Here is a 17658-nt window from a genome sequence, read left to right on the forward strand (position 1 = left end):
CGGAGCCTACTTAGCCGACTGTTTCGCTTGTGCTAGCTGGGAAACGAAACGGTCGAATAGCGGATTGGCATCATGGGGACCAGCTGCTGATTCTGGGTGATATTGAACGGAAAACGCGGAGCCATCCTTGAGTGCAACGCCCTCCACAACGTCGTCATTTAGGCATGTATGGGTCACCACTGCCGGACCGAAAGGCGTGGAAAACTCCTCCCCTGGCTCGCCCTTAAGCGCAAAACCGTGATTCTGGGCCGTGATATCGATCTTGCCGGTAGTGTGATCGAGAACTGGCACGTTAATACCCCGGTGACCAAACTTGAGCTTATAGGTATCCATACCCAATGCACGGCCTAAGATCTGATTCCCAAAGCAAATGCCGAAGAACGGGATTTTGGCGTCGAGAACCTTCTTGATCTCGTTGATTGTTACATCGGCGGTGGCAGGATCTCCCGGGCCATTTGAGACAAACACCCCTTGCGCGTCGTACTCCTTCATCAATTCCTGCACCGTGTCAAAAGACGTATCGGAAGGAACCACCACGGTGCGCACGCCCCGTTGAGCGAACTCACGTGGGGTATTGGTCTTGATCCCCATGTCATAGGCAATCACGGTGTATTTAAGGTCGCCGTCGGGTTCTATGACGTACACGTCATCGGTAGATACATCACCTGCAAGGTCTGAGCCCTTCATGGAAGGCTGTTCTTTAACTTTCGCCACCATCTCGTCGTCGGAGGTGACATCATCACCGGTAAATAGCCCGGCGGAGACGGATCCACGATCGCGCAAATGCCGAACAATGGCGCGAGTGTCCACCCCTTGAATTCCGATAATTCCTTGAGCCTTCATCTCATCTTCGAGCGAACGCTTAGCACGCCAGTTGGAAACGGTGCGTGAAAGATCGCGGATAACGAGGCCGGCGACCCAAATTCTATCGCCCCGCGATTCGGAATCTTCATCATTCCAGCCGGTATTGCCAATCTGGGGGGCGGTGGCCACCACAATCTGGCGGTGATAACTCGGATCGGTCATCGTCTCCTGGTAGCCGGTCATTGCGGTGGTGAACACTGCTTCGCCAAGGCTGGTGCCCTGAGCGCCGAATGCTCGACCACGGAAAATACGTCCATCAGCCAGTACGAGGGCTGCCGGGGTGCGGGTCATAAGTGGAGTTCCTTCTTTCTTTTTTCGACGCCGCTTAAGCGTTGCTCGGGGACATTGCAGAGGTGACAGCGTTGCCATCACGGCAGGTGACTTTGCCGCGTAAAATCGTGGTACTGACTTTCACCGGCATATCCATCCCTTCATATGGGGTATTGCGCGCTTTAGACGCCATCTGCTCGCCGCGAGCCACCCAGGACTTCGTCGTGTCCACGACACACAGGTTAGCGGGTTCACCGACGGCGATTGGACGACCATGGCCAGGCAGCTTAGTGATCTGCGCCGGCCGCTCAGACATGACCCGTGCCACGAAACGCCAGTCCTGGTCTCCATTAAGCACGAAGATCTGGGCGATAAGCGCCAATGATGTTTCCAAACCCAGCATGCCCGGACGAGCTTTATCGAACTCGCAGCACTTTTCCTCCGAGCCATGGGGCGCATGATCGGTTGCAACGCAGTCGATCACGCCCTCGATGAGTGCCTGTCGCAGAGCTTCGACATCACGTGCTTCGCGTAGCGGGGGGTTGACCCTATTGACGCCGTCGTACGTCTCAAGGCGTTCATCGGTCAGGATGAGGTGGTGCGGTGTTACTTCGGCCGTCAGTGGAATGTTTTTCGCTTTAGCCCACCGCAGCAGATCAACGGTACCTTCTGTGGATGCGTGGCAGACATGCAGACGCCCACCGTAGTCTCGAGCCATGATCGCATCGCGAGCAACGATGGATTCCTCGGCCACACGTGGCCATCCCCGCAGCCCAAGACGAGCGGCATGAGCACCCTCATGGGCAACGGCACCTTCGGTCAGTCGCGGTTCTTCGCAATGCTGAGCGAGGAGGACATCTAGGCCCTTAGCGTATTCAATCGCACGCCGCATGAGACGAGGGTCATCCACGCATTTACCATCGTCGGAGAACATGCGCACTTTGGCATCGGAAGCGGCCATCATGCCGAACTCCGTAAGCTCCTTGCCAGCCAAATCCCGAGAGATAGAGCCGACAGGGTGCACATCACAGAGATTGACATTTTGCCCCTTGAACCACACGCTCTCCGCGATGGACGGATTGTCCATGACAGGAGCAGTGTTGGCCATGGTGAATACTGCAGTAAATCCGCCCTGCGCCGCCGCAGCTGAGCCGGTGGCGACAGTTTCCGTATCTTCTCGGCCAGGCTCACGCAAGTGTACGTGCATGTCAACAAGTCCAGGCAACAAGATCTGGCCAGGAAGTTCGATAACTTCTCCCTGTGTTGTGAGCTCATTACCGATGGAGTCGATCACACCATCGCGTATCAGCACATCTTGCGGCTCGCCTTCGCCGTAGATCAAAACGTCACGCAAGAGTACTTCGTTATCGACACCGGTTGGATGAGCAGCGAGAGGTCCGGATGCTGGATAGTTAGTATCCGCAGTGGAAGTCACGGATGATCCCTTCTGTGTAGGTGAAGCCTGGGTGTTCGTAGTCATGGTCAGTATTAAGCTCCGATCTCAGCATCGCCACTGCACAGCAAGGTAAACAACACGGCCATACGGACGTGGACACCGGCTGTGACCTGGTTGAGAACGACCGTCTTCGGCGCGTCCGCCACATCATCGCTGATTTCCATACCACGCAGCATGGGGCCGGGGTGCATAACGATGGCATCCTCACGCATGGATTCACGTCGCGCGCGAGAGAGCCCATAGCGTGTGGCATATTCCCTATGGCTGGGGAAGAACCCTCCATTCATACGCTCTGCTTGCACGCGGAGCATCATGACGGCATCAGCATCCTTGATCACGCTATCGAAATCATGGCTCACGTGAACGCCCCAGGCCTCCACCCCCCACGGCAATAAAGTCGGTGGGGCGACGAAAGTGACATCTGCACCGAGCGTCGTGAGCAACTGCGCATTGGAACGGGCAACACGAGAATGCAAGATGTCGCCGACAATGACGATTTTCTTGCCTTCGATGGTGCCTAATTTGTTGCGCATGGTCACTGCGTCGAGCAAAGCCTGAGTGGGGTGTTGGTGAGACCCGTCACCTGCATTGACGACGGCGGTATCCCCCACCCAATTGGCGACTTGCCGAGCAGCACCGGAAGAAGGATGCCGCATCACAATGGCATCAGCACCCACCGCTTGAAGAGTGAGTGCTGTGTCTTTCAGTGACTCCCCTTTCTTTACACTCGAACTGGAAGCGGAAATGTTGATGACATCCGCGCTCATCCATTTGCCGGCAGTTTCAAAAGAACTCCGCGTACGGGTGGAATTTTCATAAAACAAGGTGAAGATCGTGCGTCCGCGCAGAGTGGGCAGCTTTTTCATCTCGCGCCCCTTGAGAACCTCAGCAAAACGATCTGCCTCATCCATCAAGTCAATGATCTCGTGGGCGCTGAGGTCTCCGATGCTCAATAGGTGCTTCATTTCTTGATACCCTCCTCAACGCTTTCCACCCCACGCTGTAGAATCACGCGGTCCTGGCCGTCCAATTCCTCCAGCTCAACAACAACCCCTTCATTGGTGGAGGTTGGTATGTTCTTACCGACGTAATCAGCGCGGATCGGCAGCTGGCGGTGGCCCCTGTCGATAAGTACGGCTAGCTGTACCGTGCGAGCGCGCCCCACATCTCTTAAGGCATCTAAAGCGGCGCGGATTGTGCGACCCGAGAAGAGGACATCGTCGACGAGAATGACAATGCAGTCGTCAATGCCTTCATGCGGAACTCGGGTGGGTTTCAACGCTCGGTGGACAGAATTCCTCAAATCGTCGCGGTAAAGCGTGATGTCCAAGTCACCATGGAAGATGTCCACCCCGGAAAACTCAGTAATTTTTTTCGCCAAACGCGCGGCCAATGGCACACCCCCCGACGGAATTCCTAGGAGTACCACCCGCGGGGACCCCGAATCATCTAACGCCGTTTTTTCAATGATCTGGTGCGCGATGCGCGCGACGGTACGCGAGACGTCATCAGCTCCCAAAAGCTCGATGGTGTGCTCGTGCGTAGTCGTGTTCATCGTGACCTCCTTTCCCGCCTCACAGTGCGGTCCGTTAAAGGATGTCGAACAAGTTCATCGAAAATAGTAGCAATAAGACCCGGCCCAACGTTAGACGCTGGCCGGGTTAAGACCGAGAGAATTGAGAAATCTGCTGTTGAACTACGTCTCGCAGTCCTGCCCCTCGCTGATTTCGGGGGTAGGAATATCTGCCCCACCTGCAGCACTACTATCGATAACCGTTGAGTTATCGTCTGCGTCTGACACCTCATCCGTAGAGGTTCCAGCGAGAACGCCATCCAGCATGGAATCCAGCTCAGCATCAGCAGGATCGCTGCTCTCTTCTGCCTCTCGGCGCGCACTTATGGCGTCAGCCAAGCGGATGTCGGCGTCCCGGCCGATTCCATCTAGAACGACATTGACGTAGCCGGGAGCCTTATCGTGCGAGTATTCACTAGCCAGTTCCACACCCTCGACGATCGCCACACGGTTGGGGACGTCATCGTTATACAACAATTCCCACGCCGCAACACGCAACACGGCACGGTCTACCGCGGGCAGGCGTTCCAGGCGCCATTCGGAGGACAAATGTACGGCGATCGCGTCATCGATGGCGTCGAGATGCTCTGCCACGCCCGGAATGATCCGTTCCGTGTACTTGGGTACTGGTTTGACCTGGGTATCAGGATCGCGGCTTAGCTCTTGTCTTTCCTCAACGATGTCCACCGGATCGATATCGCGGAACTCTGCCTCAAAAAGGATGTCAACAGCACGACGGCGCGCCTTATAACGAGAACCGTGGCGCTTAAACTTCGTCTCTTTCTCAGTCACAGTGTCTGGGGATACCTTCACGCAGTAGTGGGGACGTTAGTTAGACACGCGGGAGAGGTACGAGCCGGTGCGGGTATCAACCTTCACCACGTTGCCGGTCTCAATGAACAATGGAACCTGAATCTCTGCGCCCGTTTCCAAGGTTGCCGGCTTAGTGCCACCGGTAGAACGGTCACCTTGCAGGCCTGGATCAGTGTGCTGCACGGCCAACTCAACAGCCACTGGAAGTTCAGCGAAGAGAGGCTCCCCCTCATGGAAAGACACCTGCACTGTCGTATTTTCCAGAAGGAATTTGGCGCCATCACCCATGAGGTGTTCTGCAACCTCGATCTGATCAAAGTCCTTATCATCCATCAGAACATAATTGGTGCCGTCGTGGTAGAGGTAAGTCATGTCGCGACGGTCAACAGTTGCGGTCTCTACCTTGACACCAGCATTGAAGGTCTTCTCGACAGTTTTTCCAGAGACGACATCCTTGAGCTTGGTGCGCACGAAGGCTGGACCCTTACCCGGCTTCACGTGCTGGAACTCAATGATCTGCTGCAGCTTGCCGTCGATCTTCAGCACCAGACCGTTTTTGAAATCCGCGGTAGTTGCCACGTTGTCATCTCCTTTTAGGTGGTAGCGATGTTTTACCGGACTTAGAGTCTAGCACCCATCGTCCGCTATGATGCTAACGGCTAAACGACAATCAATTCGGTAGATGACGCGTTCAAAGACTGCGCCGAATCTTCGGTGATCACATAGGTATTTTCAATGCGGAGTCCCGTTTCACCCGGGAGGTAGATACCCGGCTCCACTGTCAGAGTCATGCCTTTCACCAATGTCTCTGTTTCATCGACAGTCGCCGCCGCCCGCGGTGCTTCGTGCACATCCATACCCACGCCGTGTCCCGTGGAATGCACAAAGAACTCGCCGTAGCCTGCATCCTCAATGATGGTTCGGCACGCGTTGTCGATAGCGCGTAAACCGGCTCCAGGGCGTAGCATAGCCTCCCCTGCCTTTTGTGCACGATAGACGATGTCGTACAGCTGATAGTCGCGGGTCGATGGATCACCTACGCATACCGTACGGGTTTGATCAGAAGCATATCCATCGAGGTAGATTCCGAAGTCAACGGTGACAAGGCCAGGGACAATCCTCTCTCGCGATACGCCAGCGTGAGGTTTGGATCCATTGGAACCCGAGGCAAGGATCGTAGGAAAACTCAAACCATCCGCACCCGCTCGACGCAAACGATTTTCCAAATCGGCAGCTGCATCGATCTCCGTCAAGCCCTCCGCAATTCCCCCCTGCGCTATGAATTCCTGCCATACGTTGTCAGCAAGTTCACCGGCTGCGACTAATTTTGCGATCTCTGTGTCGTCTTTAACGAGGCGTTCACCCTCCACCACGCCCTCGAGTATGTCTGGATCACCGAGGTACTTCGCAATGCCGACGGACAACGTCGGTTCGACACAAAAATCGGTTTCACCGGCTACTTCCTTCATCGCCTGGTAGATGTTGTTGGCGATGTGTATCTGCATGTCAGAGGGCTCGCCAGTCTGTGCGGCGATTTGGGTGATGTAGCGACCATCAGTTGCGATGACACTCGTTGCGTCTGCCTTGAGCAATAATGCCGCATTGGATCCATTAAAACCTGAGAGATATTCCACATTTTTTAGGTCACTCACAAGCAGCGCCTGTGCTCCCGCTTCTTTTATGCGGGCTGCCGCGCGCTCACGGCGTTGCCGGCTGTTTTCCTGAACAGACGCATGGAAAGTCACTTACTTTGTCCTCTCTTTTTCGACCAGATAACGAAGTGCTGCTACATACCCGTAAGTCCCCAATCCGGCTATGACTCCCCGGGCAATAGGGCTTAAGAAACTATGGTGGCGAAATTCCTCGCGCGCATGCACGTTAGAAATATGAACTTCAACAAAACCCTTACCGTCCTGGATCTCGGCGAGGGCGTCGCGCAGCGCCACTGACGTATGGGTCAAGCCTCCCGGGTTGATGATGACAGCATGTCCCGCATCGGCGCAGGCGTGTATGACGTCAATCAATTCGCCTTCATGATTGGACTGGAAAAACTCCACGTCAGCACCTAGTTGTTGTGCTTCTACGCGGAGCATCGCTTCCACATCACCCAAAGTTGTCGAGCCGTAGACTTCGGGTTGTCGTTTACCTAACCGGTTGAGGTTGGGGCCGTTGAGGACGGTAACCGTAAGAGTCATGTCTCCTCTGTTTCTTCACCTATTATTCCTGGGCACACGTTAATGTGCGGTTGCGCGATCACTAGCGGTTAATCTTTGAACGCGTTAACCGGCAGTCGCCGCATAGGCTGCCTCTAGAAGTGTGAGGTCAGGCCCTTCCAGTCGGGTTGGTTGTCCTTCTCTTTCAAGAACGACGAAGCGGATGTTGCCATCTTTATTCTTCTTATCTCGCGTCATTGCAGCATATAGTGTCTCGAGATCAGCTGCATCGTAGCTCGTTGGAAGCCCGACCGACGCCAGGATGGCCCGGTGCCGCTCGACAACTGAGGTATCAAGGAGCCCCGCTGCATGGGCTAATTCTGCTTCGAAAACCATGCCGACGGCCACAGCGTGGCCATGACGCCATCGGTAATTTTCATGGTGCTCAATGGCATGACCGTAGGTATGACCATAATTCAAGATTTCCCGCAAATGAGACTCCCGGAGATCCTGAGCCACCACACGGGCTTTGACCAAAATCGCGCGCTCAATCAACTCCGGCAACGTTCTGTGGGGATCCACTGCCGCATCAGCATCCTGTTCATAAATCTCCAGGATGCGGGTGTCTGCAATGAAACCCGCTTTAATTATCTCAGCAGATCCGGCGATGATCTCCTGACGAGGAAGTGTCTCTAACACTTCTAAATCCACGATCACAGTAGCGGGCTCATGAAAAGCACCAACCAAGTTTTTTCCGGCCGCAGTATTTATCCCGGTTTTTCCACCGACCGCTGCATCCACCATCGCCAACAGTGTCGTTGGATACTGGACAACCGAGACTCCCCGCATCCAGGTGGCGGCAATGAACCCGGCCACGTCAGTTGCTGCACCGCCGCCGAGCCCGATGACGGCATCCTGACGGGTTAGTCCAGCCTCTGCACACTTATCCCAGCAAGCGGCAGCGGAAGCAATAGTCTTTCCTTCCTCCGCATCCGCAATTTCATGCAGCAGCACGCACTTCCCGTAAGTACGCATGCCAGAGGCCACAGCCTCGGCGCGTTCTTTCAGTGCCGGTTGGTGAATCAGCAAGTAGTTGTTTGCCCTCTTCGTGGCCTGGAGTATGTGCTCAACCGCACGATCCACCCCGCGATCAATATGCACGTCGTAGGGAGAATGAGAAGCTACGGTGATGGTCGGCATGGGATCGTCCTTCGAAATACAAGCTAGAAATCAACGAATACGCTGGGAGCGTGAACAGATCGTTATCACGCATGACGGCATGGCAGCCTGCTTATGCTTTACCTACTCATGCTCCACATCGTCAATAAATTGCAGAATATCGGTCACGACTCGGTGGGGTTCTTTGCCATCGGAATTGACCAGCAAATTGGCTACCTCTTCGTAGTAGGCTGCTCGCTGTTCTAACAATTGCTCATAGCGAGACATGGGATCATCAACGTTCAATAAAGGACGCGAATCCGACCCGGCGGTGCGTCGCACTCCTTCCTCAGCACTGACGTGCAAATAGACGACCCGCTGATCCTGTAGCAATTTCCGATTACTGGGGGTCACCACTGCCCCGCCACCTAAGGAAACGATGCCGTCGGTGTTTAGAGCATCGGCGACAGTTTGCGCCTCGATGCGTCGAAACTCTTCTTCACCAAGTTCACTGAACACCTCGCCACAACTCTTGCCATAGCGTTTTTCAATTAACTGGTCGGTATCGACCACCGAGGTACGCAATGCGTTAGCCAGACGCTTGCCGATCGTGGTTTTTCCGCTTCCGGGAAGTCCAACAAGTACCACTCGAGGGCTCATGCGTGAACAACCTACTCTCTATTTTTGCCCACAGCAGCATATGGCCGGGCTATTAGTTCCATTGGAGACGCTGCCTAACCTGGGCACAGTAGTTTTCATAATTACGAGTGGTCTCCTGGAGAGAATCACCGCCATATTTACGCAGGACCGCTCGAGCCAAAACGAGGGCCACCATCGCTTCCGCGACCACACCCGCCGCTGGAACAGCACAGACATCAGAACGTTGATGAATGCCGCTAGCTGCTTCGCCTGTGGCCATGTCCACCGACTTCAATGCACGGGGAACGGTACTGATTGGTTTCATCGCTGCGCGAACAATGAGATCCTCCCCGTTGCTCATACCGCCTTCTACGCCGCCAGCTCGATTGGATAACCGGTGGACTCCATCGTCAGTGCGTACCATCTCATCGTGCGCTTCGGAGCCACGGCGGCGCGCCTCCTCAAAACCATCACCGATTTCTACACCCTTGATCGCCTGAATGCTCATGACTGCACTCGCTAGCTGTGCGTCAAGTCGTTCATCGCCGGAGGTATGCGAGCCTAGTCCGATCGGTAGCCCCTTGACCACCACCTCAACGACTCCTCCAAGAGTATCGCCAGATTTCTTCGCCGCCTTAATCTCGTTAATCATCGACTCTTCCGCACACTTGTCAAAGGAGCGAACCTCCGATTTGTCAATCTTCTCCAGATCCTCGAAAGATGGTGTGGGACCGGTGTACGGTTCCGAGGCCCCAATGGAAATGACGTGGCTTAATACCTCTACACCACAGACTTCACGCAGCACAGCGCGGGCAAACGTTCCCGCTGCCACACGGGCTGCGGTTTCGCGGGCAGATGCACGCTCGAGGATAGGGCGAGCCTCGTCATGACCAAACTTCAGCATTCCGGCGAAGTCTGCGTGCCCCGGTCGCGGGCGGGTCAGCTTAGCCCCGCGCCCGCTGTTCATCTCCTTGACAACCTGCTCGTCATCGAGATCAATCGGATCGGAGGACATAATAGTGGTCCATTTTGGCCACTCAGTGTTACCGATCATGACGGCGACAGGACTGCCGAGAGTAACCCCGTGACGCACCCCGGAAAGGAAAGTGACTTCATCGGCTTCAAATTTCATCCGGGCGCCGCGTCCATATCCCAAGCGGCGACGTGCCAACTGATATGACACCTCATCACGAGTCACGTGCAATCCTGCAGGGAGGTTTTCAATGAGAGAAATCAGTGCCTGGCCGTGCGATTCACCAGCAGTTGTCCAACGAAGCATGACGAACAGTCTACAACGCCCCGCCTACTGTGACGTACATCGCCACCAGCAGAGTTGCCCCCACCATCGATGGCGCTTGAGGAACCCCTCTCTTTCTAGCCACAAGGAGTGCTGTGATGACGCTCAATACGCCACTGAGACCCACCGCTGCAAGCCACCCCACGACTCCTCCCGAACCCGCAGTGATCACTCCCAAACTCGCAGCCAATTTAGCATCGCCACTCCCTACAGATCTCGATTGCTTGAGGCCCAATATGAGCACCAATGCCCACCAGCTCACTCCACCGAGAACAGACGATAACTCGAAGCAATATGCCGCCGGCATGGAGATTCCCTGCATCTTCCACCACGGGGAAACAACACAGAGTGACCACGTGATAATCACGCCTGGAAGTGAAAGAACATTGGGAATGATCCTCATCCTTACATCCAGGAGAGAAACAACCCCACCCCACACCAATACAACAAATAAAACCCCCATGCCTCCATACGCTACACGCCGCCTATCACTAGGAAAATCGGCTAAGGAAACGGATACTCCTGTTGATACAGATGACGGTGAGAGGTTGTGCGCCCACTTCCGGTGCGCGCCATCATCTACCGCTGACGAACAGACTCGATGGTCTTGAGCAGTAGACCCTCGCGTGGGGCAGTCCCGGTGAAAAGCTCAAACTGCCGTTCAGCTTGACCAGCTAACATACGCAGACCATCGGCATGCGGTAGCCCCCGGTCCATAGCACCGGCCAACAAGGCAGTGGGGTATGGATCATAGATGACGTCCAACACGGAACGTGCTTGTAGTAACGCTGAGGATATGAGCTCGGCTCCTGCGGCGGGAATCGTGGAAATCACCGTCGAGGCATCGGAACATGTGGAGGACAGCGCGGGAGCGTCCATACGTACCCAGTCAAACCCCATCCCACAACCTTCTACCAAAGACTGTAAATTCAGTGCTCGTTCCGAACGAGCGACAACTGTCACGTGCTGAACATCTGCTGAAGCCAAAGCGGCCACAGCAGGACGCGCTGTACCACCATTGCCAACGACAACCGCCCGGGAGCCACTAAAGTCCACGCCCTGAGAGGCTATGTGTGCTAAGCAGCTGGATACACCATCAACGTCGGTATTGTCTGCCATCCACGTTCCATCACCGAGGGGCACCAACGTATTGGCGGAACCAATGAGTTCGGCTCTTTCCGTAGTGGAATCCGCTAGCTCTAGTGCTGCTGATTTTCCTGGCATGGTGACCGAAAACCCACGAACAGAGGCAGGGCAATGACGCAGTAGTTCTCTGATTTCCACCGCCTCGCCCGCCTCCACGCGTACATAAGTGAAATCTAAACCATGCTCGCGATAGCCGCTATTGTGCAGCAGAGGCGAAAGTGAATGCTCGATGGGGCGCCCAAGCACAGCACACACGTTACTTGCGGCATGCGCATGCCATGCTGCTGAGGGATCCAGAAACTCGTCAATGCTGAGCACAGCGGGGATGACTGTCATGGCGGTGGGTTCCTAACGGTTGGAATCCAGCACGCCGTTGGCGCGAGATTCCTCAATAGCCTGCTCGTGGGCTGCGAAATCCCGGTTGAAGACAGTACGCCCATTCTTGTCCACCGTGACGAAGTACAGCCAATCCCCCTGGGCTGGGTTTTCTACCGCATGCAACGCCTGCAAACCTGGGGATGCGATCGGGGTGTCAGGCAGCCCCTGCTTTGCATAAGTGTTCCACGGTGTTTCACGCTGACGGTCTGCGTCAGTGGTTGCGACTTCCTGTTCGTCCAACCCATAGTTCACCGTTGAATCGAACTCGAGTTTCTGTTTGATGTTCAACCTATTGAGGATGACGCGGGCGACCTTATCGAAGTCACCCGCTGGTGCCTCGCGCTCCACCAACGAAGCAGCAATGATGACGTCGTAGGGGGACAAACCAACCTTCTTTGCAGAGGCAACGAGGCCGGTGTCCTCAAAAACACGGGCGGAGTCCGATACCAGATCCTTCATAATGTCCACCGGGCTCATTGTTGGATCAAACAAATGCACCCCGGGCGCAATAAGACCTTCAATACGCCGTGGATCCTTCCCCCGCTTATTGACAGCGTCGATAGCCCAGGACGGCACGCCAAGTTCCTCTGGTGATGTGTTAGTCACGGCATTTTTCAGATCATCGACCGACACACAATTCTGCTTATCTTGGCATGTCTGCGCAGATACCAGGGAGTAAATACCCTTCCTCGCGTTCCCACCGACCACTCGCACGTCATCGAGAGTCAGACCGTTGGGAATATCGACGACGCCACGGCGCAAGTCGTCGTTGGTCAAAGCCTTCAGCGCTTCCTTGGCTGACATTTTTTCCTGCAGCGGATAGTAGCCTTGTTGCAGTGACGGCTGGGTCACTTCAGCTGCCTGCACTAAAGCACGACGTGAGCCAATGACACCCTTATCAACGAGTTCGGGTGCCAAACTGTAGATGGAATCGCCTGCATCGACGCGAACCATCACAATATTTCCATTGCCACTACCGACAAAATCACGATCAGCAACCACGCTGCGTTGGTACCACACGTACCCGGTCACTCCGATGAGCAGAATGACCAAAGCGATAGCCAAGGCACCTGCGCGCTGACGACGCCTGCGGTACTTTGGCTCCATGTTGCGCTTGACGGCCATGCGTGTGAAAGCCTTCCTCTAAGTAACGTAACGCGCCTATTGTTACACAGTTGTTACCCATTCTGAGAAAAGACTCGCCTTCGCGCGTCAAGCCATCCTTGGAGAATGTGGACAGCGGCCGCCTGGTCGATCTTCTTCCGGCCCTTTTTGGCGCTGATACCCACGGCTTGGAAGGCCTGCGTTGCAGCCATCGTGGATAACCGTTCATCGACGAGACGCACAGGGATATCCCTTAATTCCTCACGAAGATCTTCTGCAAAGTCTTCTGCCAGATAGGTGCTAGACGTATGGTTACCCCGCAATGCAACCGGCAATCCTACAATCACCTCGACAACCAGGTTGTCACGAACGAGCTCAGCCACACGGGAGACGTCAGAACCATCGACGGCGGCAGAAACGGTTTCCAATGGGGTTGCCAGGATGCAGTCTGGGTCACTCAGAGCCACGCCTATGCGTACGGATCCCACGTCTACACCTAGACGCCGACCGCGCCCAGGATCCGTCTGTACTGTTGGCTTCTCGCTCGTCGCCATTGGATATCCTTAACGTCACCGTATGTGGGGATGTGCAACTCAACCGTGGTGATGTGAAAATGAACACATCGCGGAATCTGCAACGCTACCCTTCCCTAGCCTCGCACCTTCCCCGACATTCCTCAGCCGAGGCAGACCGCCGAGTTACACGGTGGACACAACCTCCTTGACTGCCTCAATACCTGCAGCGATACCGGAAGCAGATGAACCAGAGCCTTGAGCCATCTGCGGCTTGCCGCCTCCACGACCCTGAACTTTATCACCGAAGGTCCTAACCAATTCACCTGCCTTCACGCCTCGTGCCACGGCCGAATCAGTGACCGCAGCAACAAAAGGAACCTTGCCATTATCTTGTGACGCGAACAACACGACTGCGGGTCGTGATCCCAGACGCGACTTGGCGTCTAACGCAATAGTGCGCAAATCTCCCGCCCCTACACCTTCGGGCAGTTCTTGGGCAACCAGCTGAATTCCATTGATTTCCACGGCGCTATTGACCAATTCGCCAACCTGGCTGAGCAATTGTTGGTTACGTAGTTGCTGCAGTTGTTTCTCGGCGACCTTGAGTTTCGCGGTGAGAACCTCGATACGCTCTGGGATCTCCTCTGAAGGAGTCTTCAGCGACGTAGCCAAATCGGCCACCAAAGCCTTGTCTTTGGACAAGTGCGTGAAAGAATCCATGCCGGTGTATGCCTCGATACGCCGAATACCGGATCCCACTGAGGACTCCCCAAGCACAGCGATAGGCCCAATCTGTGATGAATGCTCTACGTGAATACCACCGCATAGTTCCAAAGAAAACGGCCCGCCGATTTCAACAACGCGCACCTGCGAGCCGTAGTTTTCGCCAAACAACGCCATCGCACCCATCTTCTTGGCTTCATCCAAAGAGGTTTCGATGGTGTGTACGGTGTAGTCCGCGTCAACCGCTCCGTTGGCAATCTGCTCAATATCACGCATCTGCGACGGTGAAAGCTGTTGGCCATAGTTAAAGTCGAAACGTAGGTATCCTGGCTTGTTCAAGGAGCCGGCCTGCACTGCGGTTGGCCCTAAAACCTGTCGCAACGCGGCGTGGATCAGGTGAGTACCCGAGTGAGCCTGGCGTGCCTGATGACGCCACGATGGTGATACGACAGCAGTGACCTTATGACCGACAGCCAGTTCACCTCCAGTAACCGTCACCTGGTGCAACCATACTTTTTTGCCTACCTTTTGCACATCGGTGACATCACCGATGAACGATGCTCCGCGCAATTCACCGCGGTCGGCCATTTGACCGCCCGCCTCTGCATAAAACGGGGTGCGATCCAGTATCACCTGGACCGTCTGCCCTTCAGAAGCGACGTCGGCGAGAGCACCGTCTGCGACGAGGCCTAGCACACAGCCTTCATCCTCGAGCTGGGTATACCCCGTAAACACCGTAGGATGGTTATCGACAAAGGGGCGATAAACTGATTCGTCAGCATGGCCATGCTTTTTGGCCTTATTGTCAGCTTTAGCCCGTGCCTTCTGCTCTGCCATGAGCGTATCGAAACCCGCACGATCCACGGTTAAGCCGTCCTCAGCTGCCATTTCCATGGTCAGGTCGATGGGGAATCCGTGTGTATCGTGCAACGTGAATGCCACGTCGCCCGGCAGTCGGGAGGCTCCGGACTTCTTCACCTCCGCCGCGTGTCCTTCATAGAGACGGGAGCCAGACTCAAGTGTCTTGAGGAAGGCTTTTTCTTCCCCTACTGCCACGGAACGAATACGCTCCCAGTTGTCAGCGATTTCTGGATAAGACGGGGTCATCGTCTGACGAACGGTATTCATCAACGCTTCCATGGTGTTGCCCGTTGCACCGAGAAGTCGGGCAGAGCGGATAATACGTCGCAAGAGGCGACGCAGAATGTAGCCGCGACCCTCATTTCCTGGTGTGACGCCATCCAGGATCAGCATTAATCCGGTGCGGCAGTGATCAGCAATGACGCGGAAGCGAACATCGTCGGAGTGCTGAGCACCGTAGGTGGCACCAGTCAGTTTTTCAGCCTCGTCAATCACTGGACGCAAGAGATCGGTCTCATATACATTGTCTACCCCCTGCAATAAACACGCCAGGCGCTCCACACCCATACCCGTGTCAATGTTTTTCTGAGGCAGCTCGCCCAGGATAGGGAAATTGCCCTTTTTGTCGCCTGCACCGCGTTCAAACTGCATAAAGACGAGGTTCCAGATCTCCATGTAGCGGTGCTCGTCGGCAATCGGACCTCCATCACGGCCATGTTCTGGGCCGCGGTCATAATAGATCTCGGAACACGGGCCGCATGGTCCGGGCACTCCCATGGACCAGTAATTATCCTCCATCCCCATGCGCTGGATGCGCTCTGCCGGGACACCGATCTTATTTTCCCAGATTTCAGCGGCTTCCTCGTCATCGTGGAATACCGTGACCCACAGCCGATCGGGGTCAAATCCGAAACCTCCGTCCTCTAGGGTATTGGTCAGCAGTTTCCAGGCATTCTCGATGGCTCCCTCCTTAAAGTAATCACCAAAAGAGAAATTGCCTGCCATCTGGAAGAACGTGTTGTGGCGTGTGGTTATGCCCACTTCTTCGATATCGAGAGTGCGCACGCACTTTTGGATGGAAGTTGCAGTCTTATAGGGAGGATTTTGCTGACCGAGGAAGTACGGCTTGAACGGCACCATACCAGCGTTAACAAACAGCAGGTTAGGATCATCGAGGATCAGCGAGGCACTGGGCACCTCCGTGTGTCCAGCTTTCTTAAAGTGCTCAATGAATCGCTGGCGGATCTCATGCGTCTGCACGGTTGTTTAACCTCGCTTAAGAGTTAGTTGTTGTTCCATCTTTTTAGCCATGTGGGATTCTACCCTTGACGGCGCCAACCTCGGACTATCGACCGCAATGTAGCAAGCCGTGAGCTGATATGACGCTCATTACCGTGATCGGTGGGATTGTAGTAACACGCATCTACTAGGTCATCAGGAAGGTATTGCTGTCTCACCACCCCAATAGGATCATCATGGGGATAGAGGTAGCCTAATGCATTACCGAGGTTGTTGGCTCCCTGATAGTGCCCATCGCGAAGATGCGGTGGCACTGTTGTACCTTTTCCTTTTTCGACGTCAGCAATCGCTGCATTAATAGCTGCGACCACCCCCGGAGATTTCGGTGCTGTCGCCAGATGGATCGTAGCCTGCGCCAGGTTTAAACGAGCTTCAGGCATGCCTATGAAGCTCACTGCATGGTAGGCAGCCACCGCCGTCTGCAAAGCAGTAGGGTCGGCGATGCCGATATCTTCACTCGCGTGGATCACCAAGCGTCTCGCGATGAAACGCGGATCCTCCCCTGCCACGAGCATGCGAGCCAAATAGTGCAACGCCGCATCTGGATCAGAGCCCCGTATAGATTTAATGAAGGCGCTCGTGACGTCATAATGCTGATCTCCATCACGGTCATAACGCACAACCGCTTTATCGATGCTGCGTCTCACATCATCGACAGTTAAGACCCCCTCTGATTCTCTGGAGTCCGCTGCTGCTTCCAAATAGGTCAGGGATCGGCGGGCATCGCCGGCGGCCAATGCGATCAGCTGAGACTTGGCGTCGTCAGATAAGGAAAAGGCCGAACTGAAGCCCCGCTCATCGCGTACGGCCCGGTCAAGAAGAAGCCCAATATCTCCATCGGACAGCGGTGTGAGCTGCACGAGCAAAGAACGAGATAACAGCGGTGCGACAACAGAGAAAGAGGGATTTTCTGTGGTCGCAGCCACGAGTAAAACAGTACGGTTTTCGACAGCCGCCAGGAGTGCATCTTGCTGTGTTTTAGAGAAGCGGTGAACCTCGTCGATGAACAACACAGTGTGTTCGCCGCGTACCAATCGCTGACGGGCTTGCTCTATGACTGCCCTCACCTCCTTCACGCCCGAATTCAGTGCACTCAACGCTTCAAAGTGACGGCCTGAGGCAGAGGAAATCAACGAAGCGATGGTTGTTTTCCCCGTGCCAGGCGGCCCGTAGAGGATGACGGATGTGTCTCCCCTACCGTCGATCAACCGGCTTAAGGGACTACCCTCGCCCAAAACATGTTTTTGCCCCACAACTTCGGCGAGGGATCTAGGCCGCATACGGACGGCTAAAGGTGCGTGAGACCCGGGGTAAAAATAATCACGCGCAGGATCCACGCTCTGTGGAGAAGAAGATCCGCTCGCGTTTTCCGTACCGTACGCATCGTCGAAAAGATCTGTCATGACAGA

At 55.1% G+C, this 17658-nt stretch carries 16 protein-coding genes and 1 pseudogene; all 17 read right to left on the reverse strand.

Translation table 11 applies throughout. The features are described 5' to 3' along the window. Positions 1 to 6: 6 nt before the first annotated feature. On the reverse strand, positions 7 to 1155 hold the full coding sequence (gene carA / locus GP473_RS04675; RefSeq protein ID WP_185769798.1) for a glutamine-hydrolyzing carbamoyl-phosphate synthase small subunit: 1149 nt from the start codon (positions 1153 to 1155) through the stop codon (positions 7 to 9). A gap of 34 nt (positions 1156 to 1189) precedes the next feature. Further along, positions 1190 to 2614 carry a dihydroorotase gene (locus GP473_RS04680; protein WP_185769799.1) on the reverse strand — a complete coding sequence of 475 codons (1425 nt, stop codon included), beginning with the start codon at positions 2612 to 2614 and terminating at the stop codon, positions 1190 to 1192. An 8-nt stretch (positions 2615 to 2622) separates the two neighbouring features. After that, positions 2623 to 3555 carry an aspartate carbamoyltransferase catalytic subunit gene (locus GP473_RS04685; RefSeq protein ID WP_185769800.1) on the reverse strand — a complete coding sequence of 311 codons (933 nt, stop codon included), beginning with the start codon at positions 3553 to 3555 and terminating at the stop codon, positions 2623 to 2625. After that, positions 3552 to 4145 (reverse strand): bifunctional pyr operon transcriptional regulator/uracil phosphoribosyltransferase PyrR, encoded by a 594-nt coding sequence (gene pyrR / locus GP473_RS04690; protein ID WP_185769801.1) that lies wholly within the window; start codon positions 4143 to 4145, stop codon positions 3552 to 3554. The genes GP473_RS04685 and pyrR overlap by 4 nt, the downstream gene beginning before the upstream one ends. A gap of 300 nt (positions 4146 to 4445) precedes the next feature. Further along, positions 4446 to 4955, reverse strand: a pseudogene (gene nusB, locus GP473_RS04695) (transcription antitermination factor NusB); the annotation flags it as partial. A 36-nt stretch (positions 4956 to 4991) separates the two neighbouring features. Beyond that, positions 4992 to 5555: an elongation factor P gene (gene efp, locus GP473_RS04700; RefSeq protein ID WP_185769803.1), complete on the reverse strand. Its 564-nt coding sequence runs from the start codon at positions 5553 to 5555 to the stop codon at positions 4992 to 4994. Between the two features lie 80 nt (positions 5556 to 5635). Next, the gene (locus GP473_RS04705; RefSeq protein WP_186276625.1) at positions 5636 to 6721 is read right to left on the reverse strand and encodes a M24 family metallopeptidase; all 1086 of its coding nucleotides are present in this window, start codon (positions 6719 to 6721) and stop codon (positions 5636 to 5638) included. Next, positions 6722 to 7171, reverse strand: coding sequence for a type II 3-dehydroquinate dehydratase (aroQ, locus tag GP473_RS04710; RefSeq protein ID WP_186276626.1), 450 nt, complete (start codon positions 7169 to 7171; stop codon positions 6722 to 6724). A gap of 84 nt (positions 7172 to 7255) precedes the next feature. Next, positions 7256 to 8329, reverse strand: a complete 1074-nt coding sequence (aroB, locus tag GP473_RS04715; protein ID WP_186276627.1) for a 3-dehydroquinate synthase — start codon at positions 8327 to 8329, stop codon at positions 7256 to 7258. 102 nt (positions 8330 to 8431) lie between these two features. Further along, complete coding sequence (locus GP473_RS04720; RefSeq protein ID WP_186276628.1) at positions 8432 to 8947, reverse strand: shikimate kinase; 516 nt, start codon at positions 8945 to 8947, stop codon at positions 8432 to 8434. Between the two features lie 52 nt (positions 8948 to 8999). After that, on the reverse strand, positions 9000 to 10205 hold the full coding sequence (gene aroC, locus GP473_RS04725) for a chorismate synthase (RefSeq protein WP_186276629.1): 1206 nt from the start codon (positions 10203 to 10205) through the stop codon (positions 9000 to 9002). 10 nt (positions 10206 to 10215) lie between these two features. Beyond that, entirely contained in the window at positions 10216 to 10686 is a 471-nt protein-coding gene (locus GP473_RS04730; RefSeq protein ID WP_186276630.1) for a prepilin peptidase, read from the reverse strand. A 116-nt stretch (positions 10687 to 10802) separates the two neighbouring features. Then, positions 10803 to 11705, reverse strand: a complete 903-nt coding sequence (locus GP473_RS04735) for a shikimate dehydrogenase (protein WP_186276631.1) — start codon at positions 11703 to 11705, stop codon at positions 10803 to 10805. A 12-nt stretch (positions 11706 to 11717) separates the two neighbouring features. After that, a complete protein-coding gene (gene mltG, locus GP473_RS04740) occupies positions 11718 to 12872 on the reverse strand; it encodes an endolytic transglycosylase MltG (protein WP_246394677.1) in 1155 nt (384 codons plus the stop codon). A gap of 53 nt (positions 12873 to 12925) precedes the next feature. Further along, the gene (ruvX, locus tag GP473_RS04745) at positions 12926 to 13405 is read right to left on the reverse strand and encodes a Holliday junction resolvase RuvX (protein ID WP_186276632.1); all 480 of its coding nucleotides are present in this window, start codon (positions 13403 to 13405) and stop codon (positions 12926 to 12928) included. A 144-nt stretch (positions 13406 to 13549) separates the two neighbouring features. After that, on the reverse strand, positions 13550 to 16210 hold the full coding sequence (gene alaS / locus GP473_RS04750) for an alanine--tRNA ligase (protein ID WP_186276633.1): 2661 nt from the start codon (positions 16208 to 16210) through the stop codon (positions 13550 to 13552). A 59-nt stretch (positions 16211 to 16269) separates the two neighbouring features. Then, positions 16270 to 17652 carry a replication-associated recombination protein A gene (locus GP473_RS04755; RefSeq protein WP_186276634.1) on the reverse strand — a complete coding sequence of 461 codons (1383 nt, stop codon included), beginning with the start codon at positions 17650 to 17652 and terminating at the stop codon, positions 16270 to 16272. Positions 17653 to 17658 lie beyond the last annotated feature (6 nt).

Source organism: Corynebacterium anserum (assembly GCF_014262665.1).
Taxonomy (GTDB): domain Bacteria; phylum Actinomycetota; class Actinomycetes; order Mycobacteriales; family Mycobacteriaceae; genus Corynebacterium; species Corynebacterium anserum.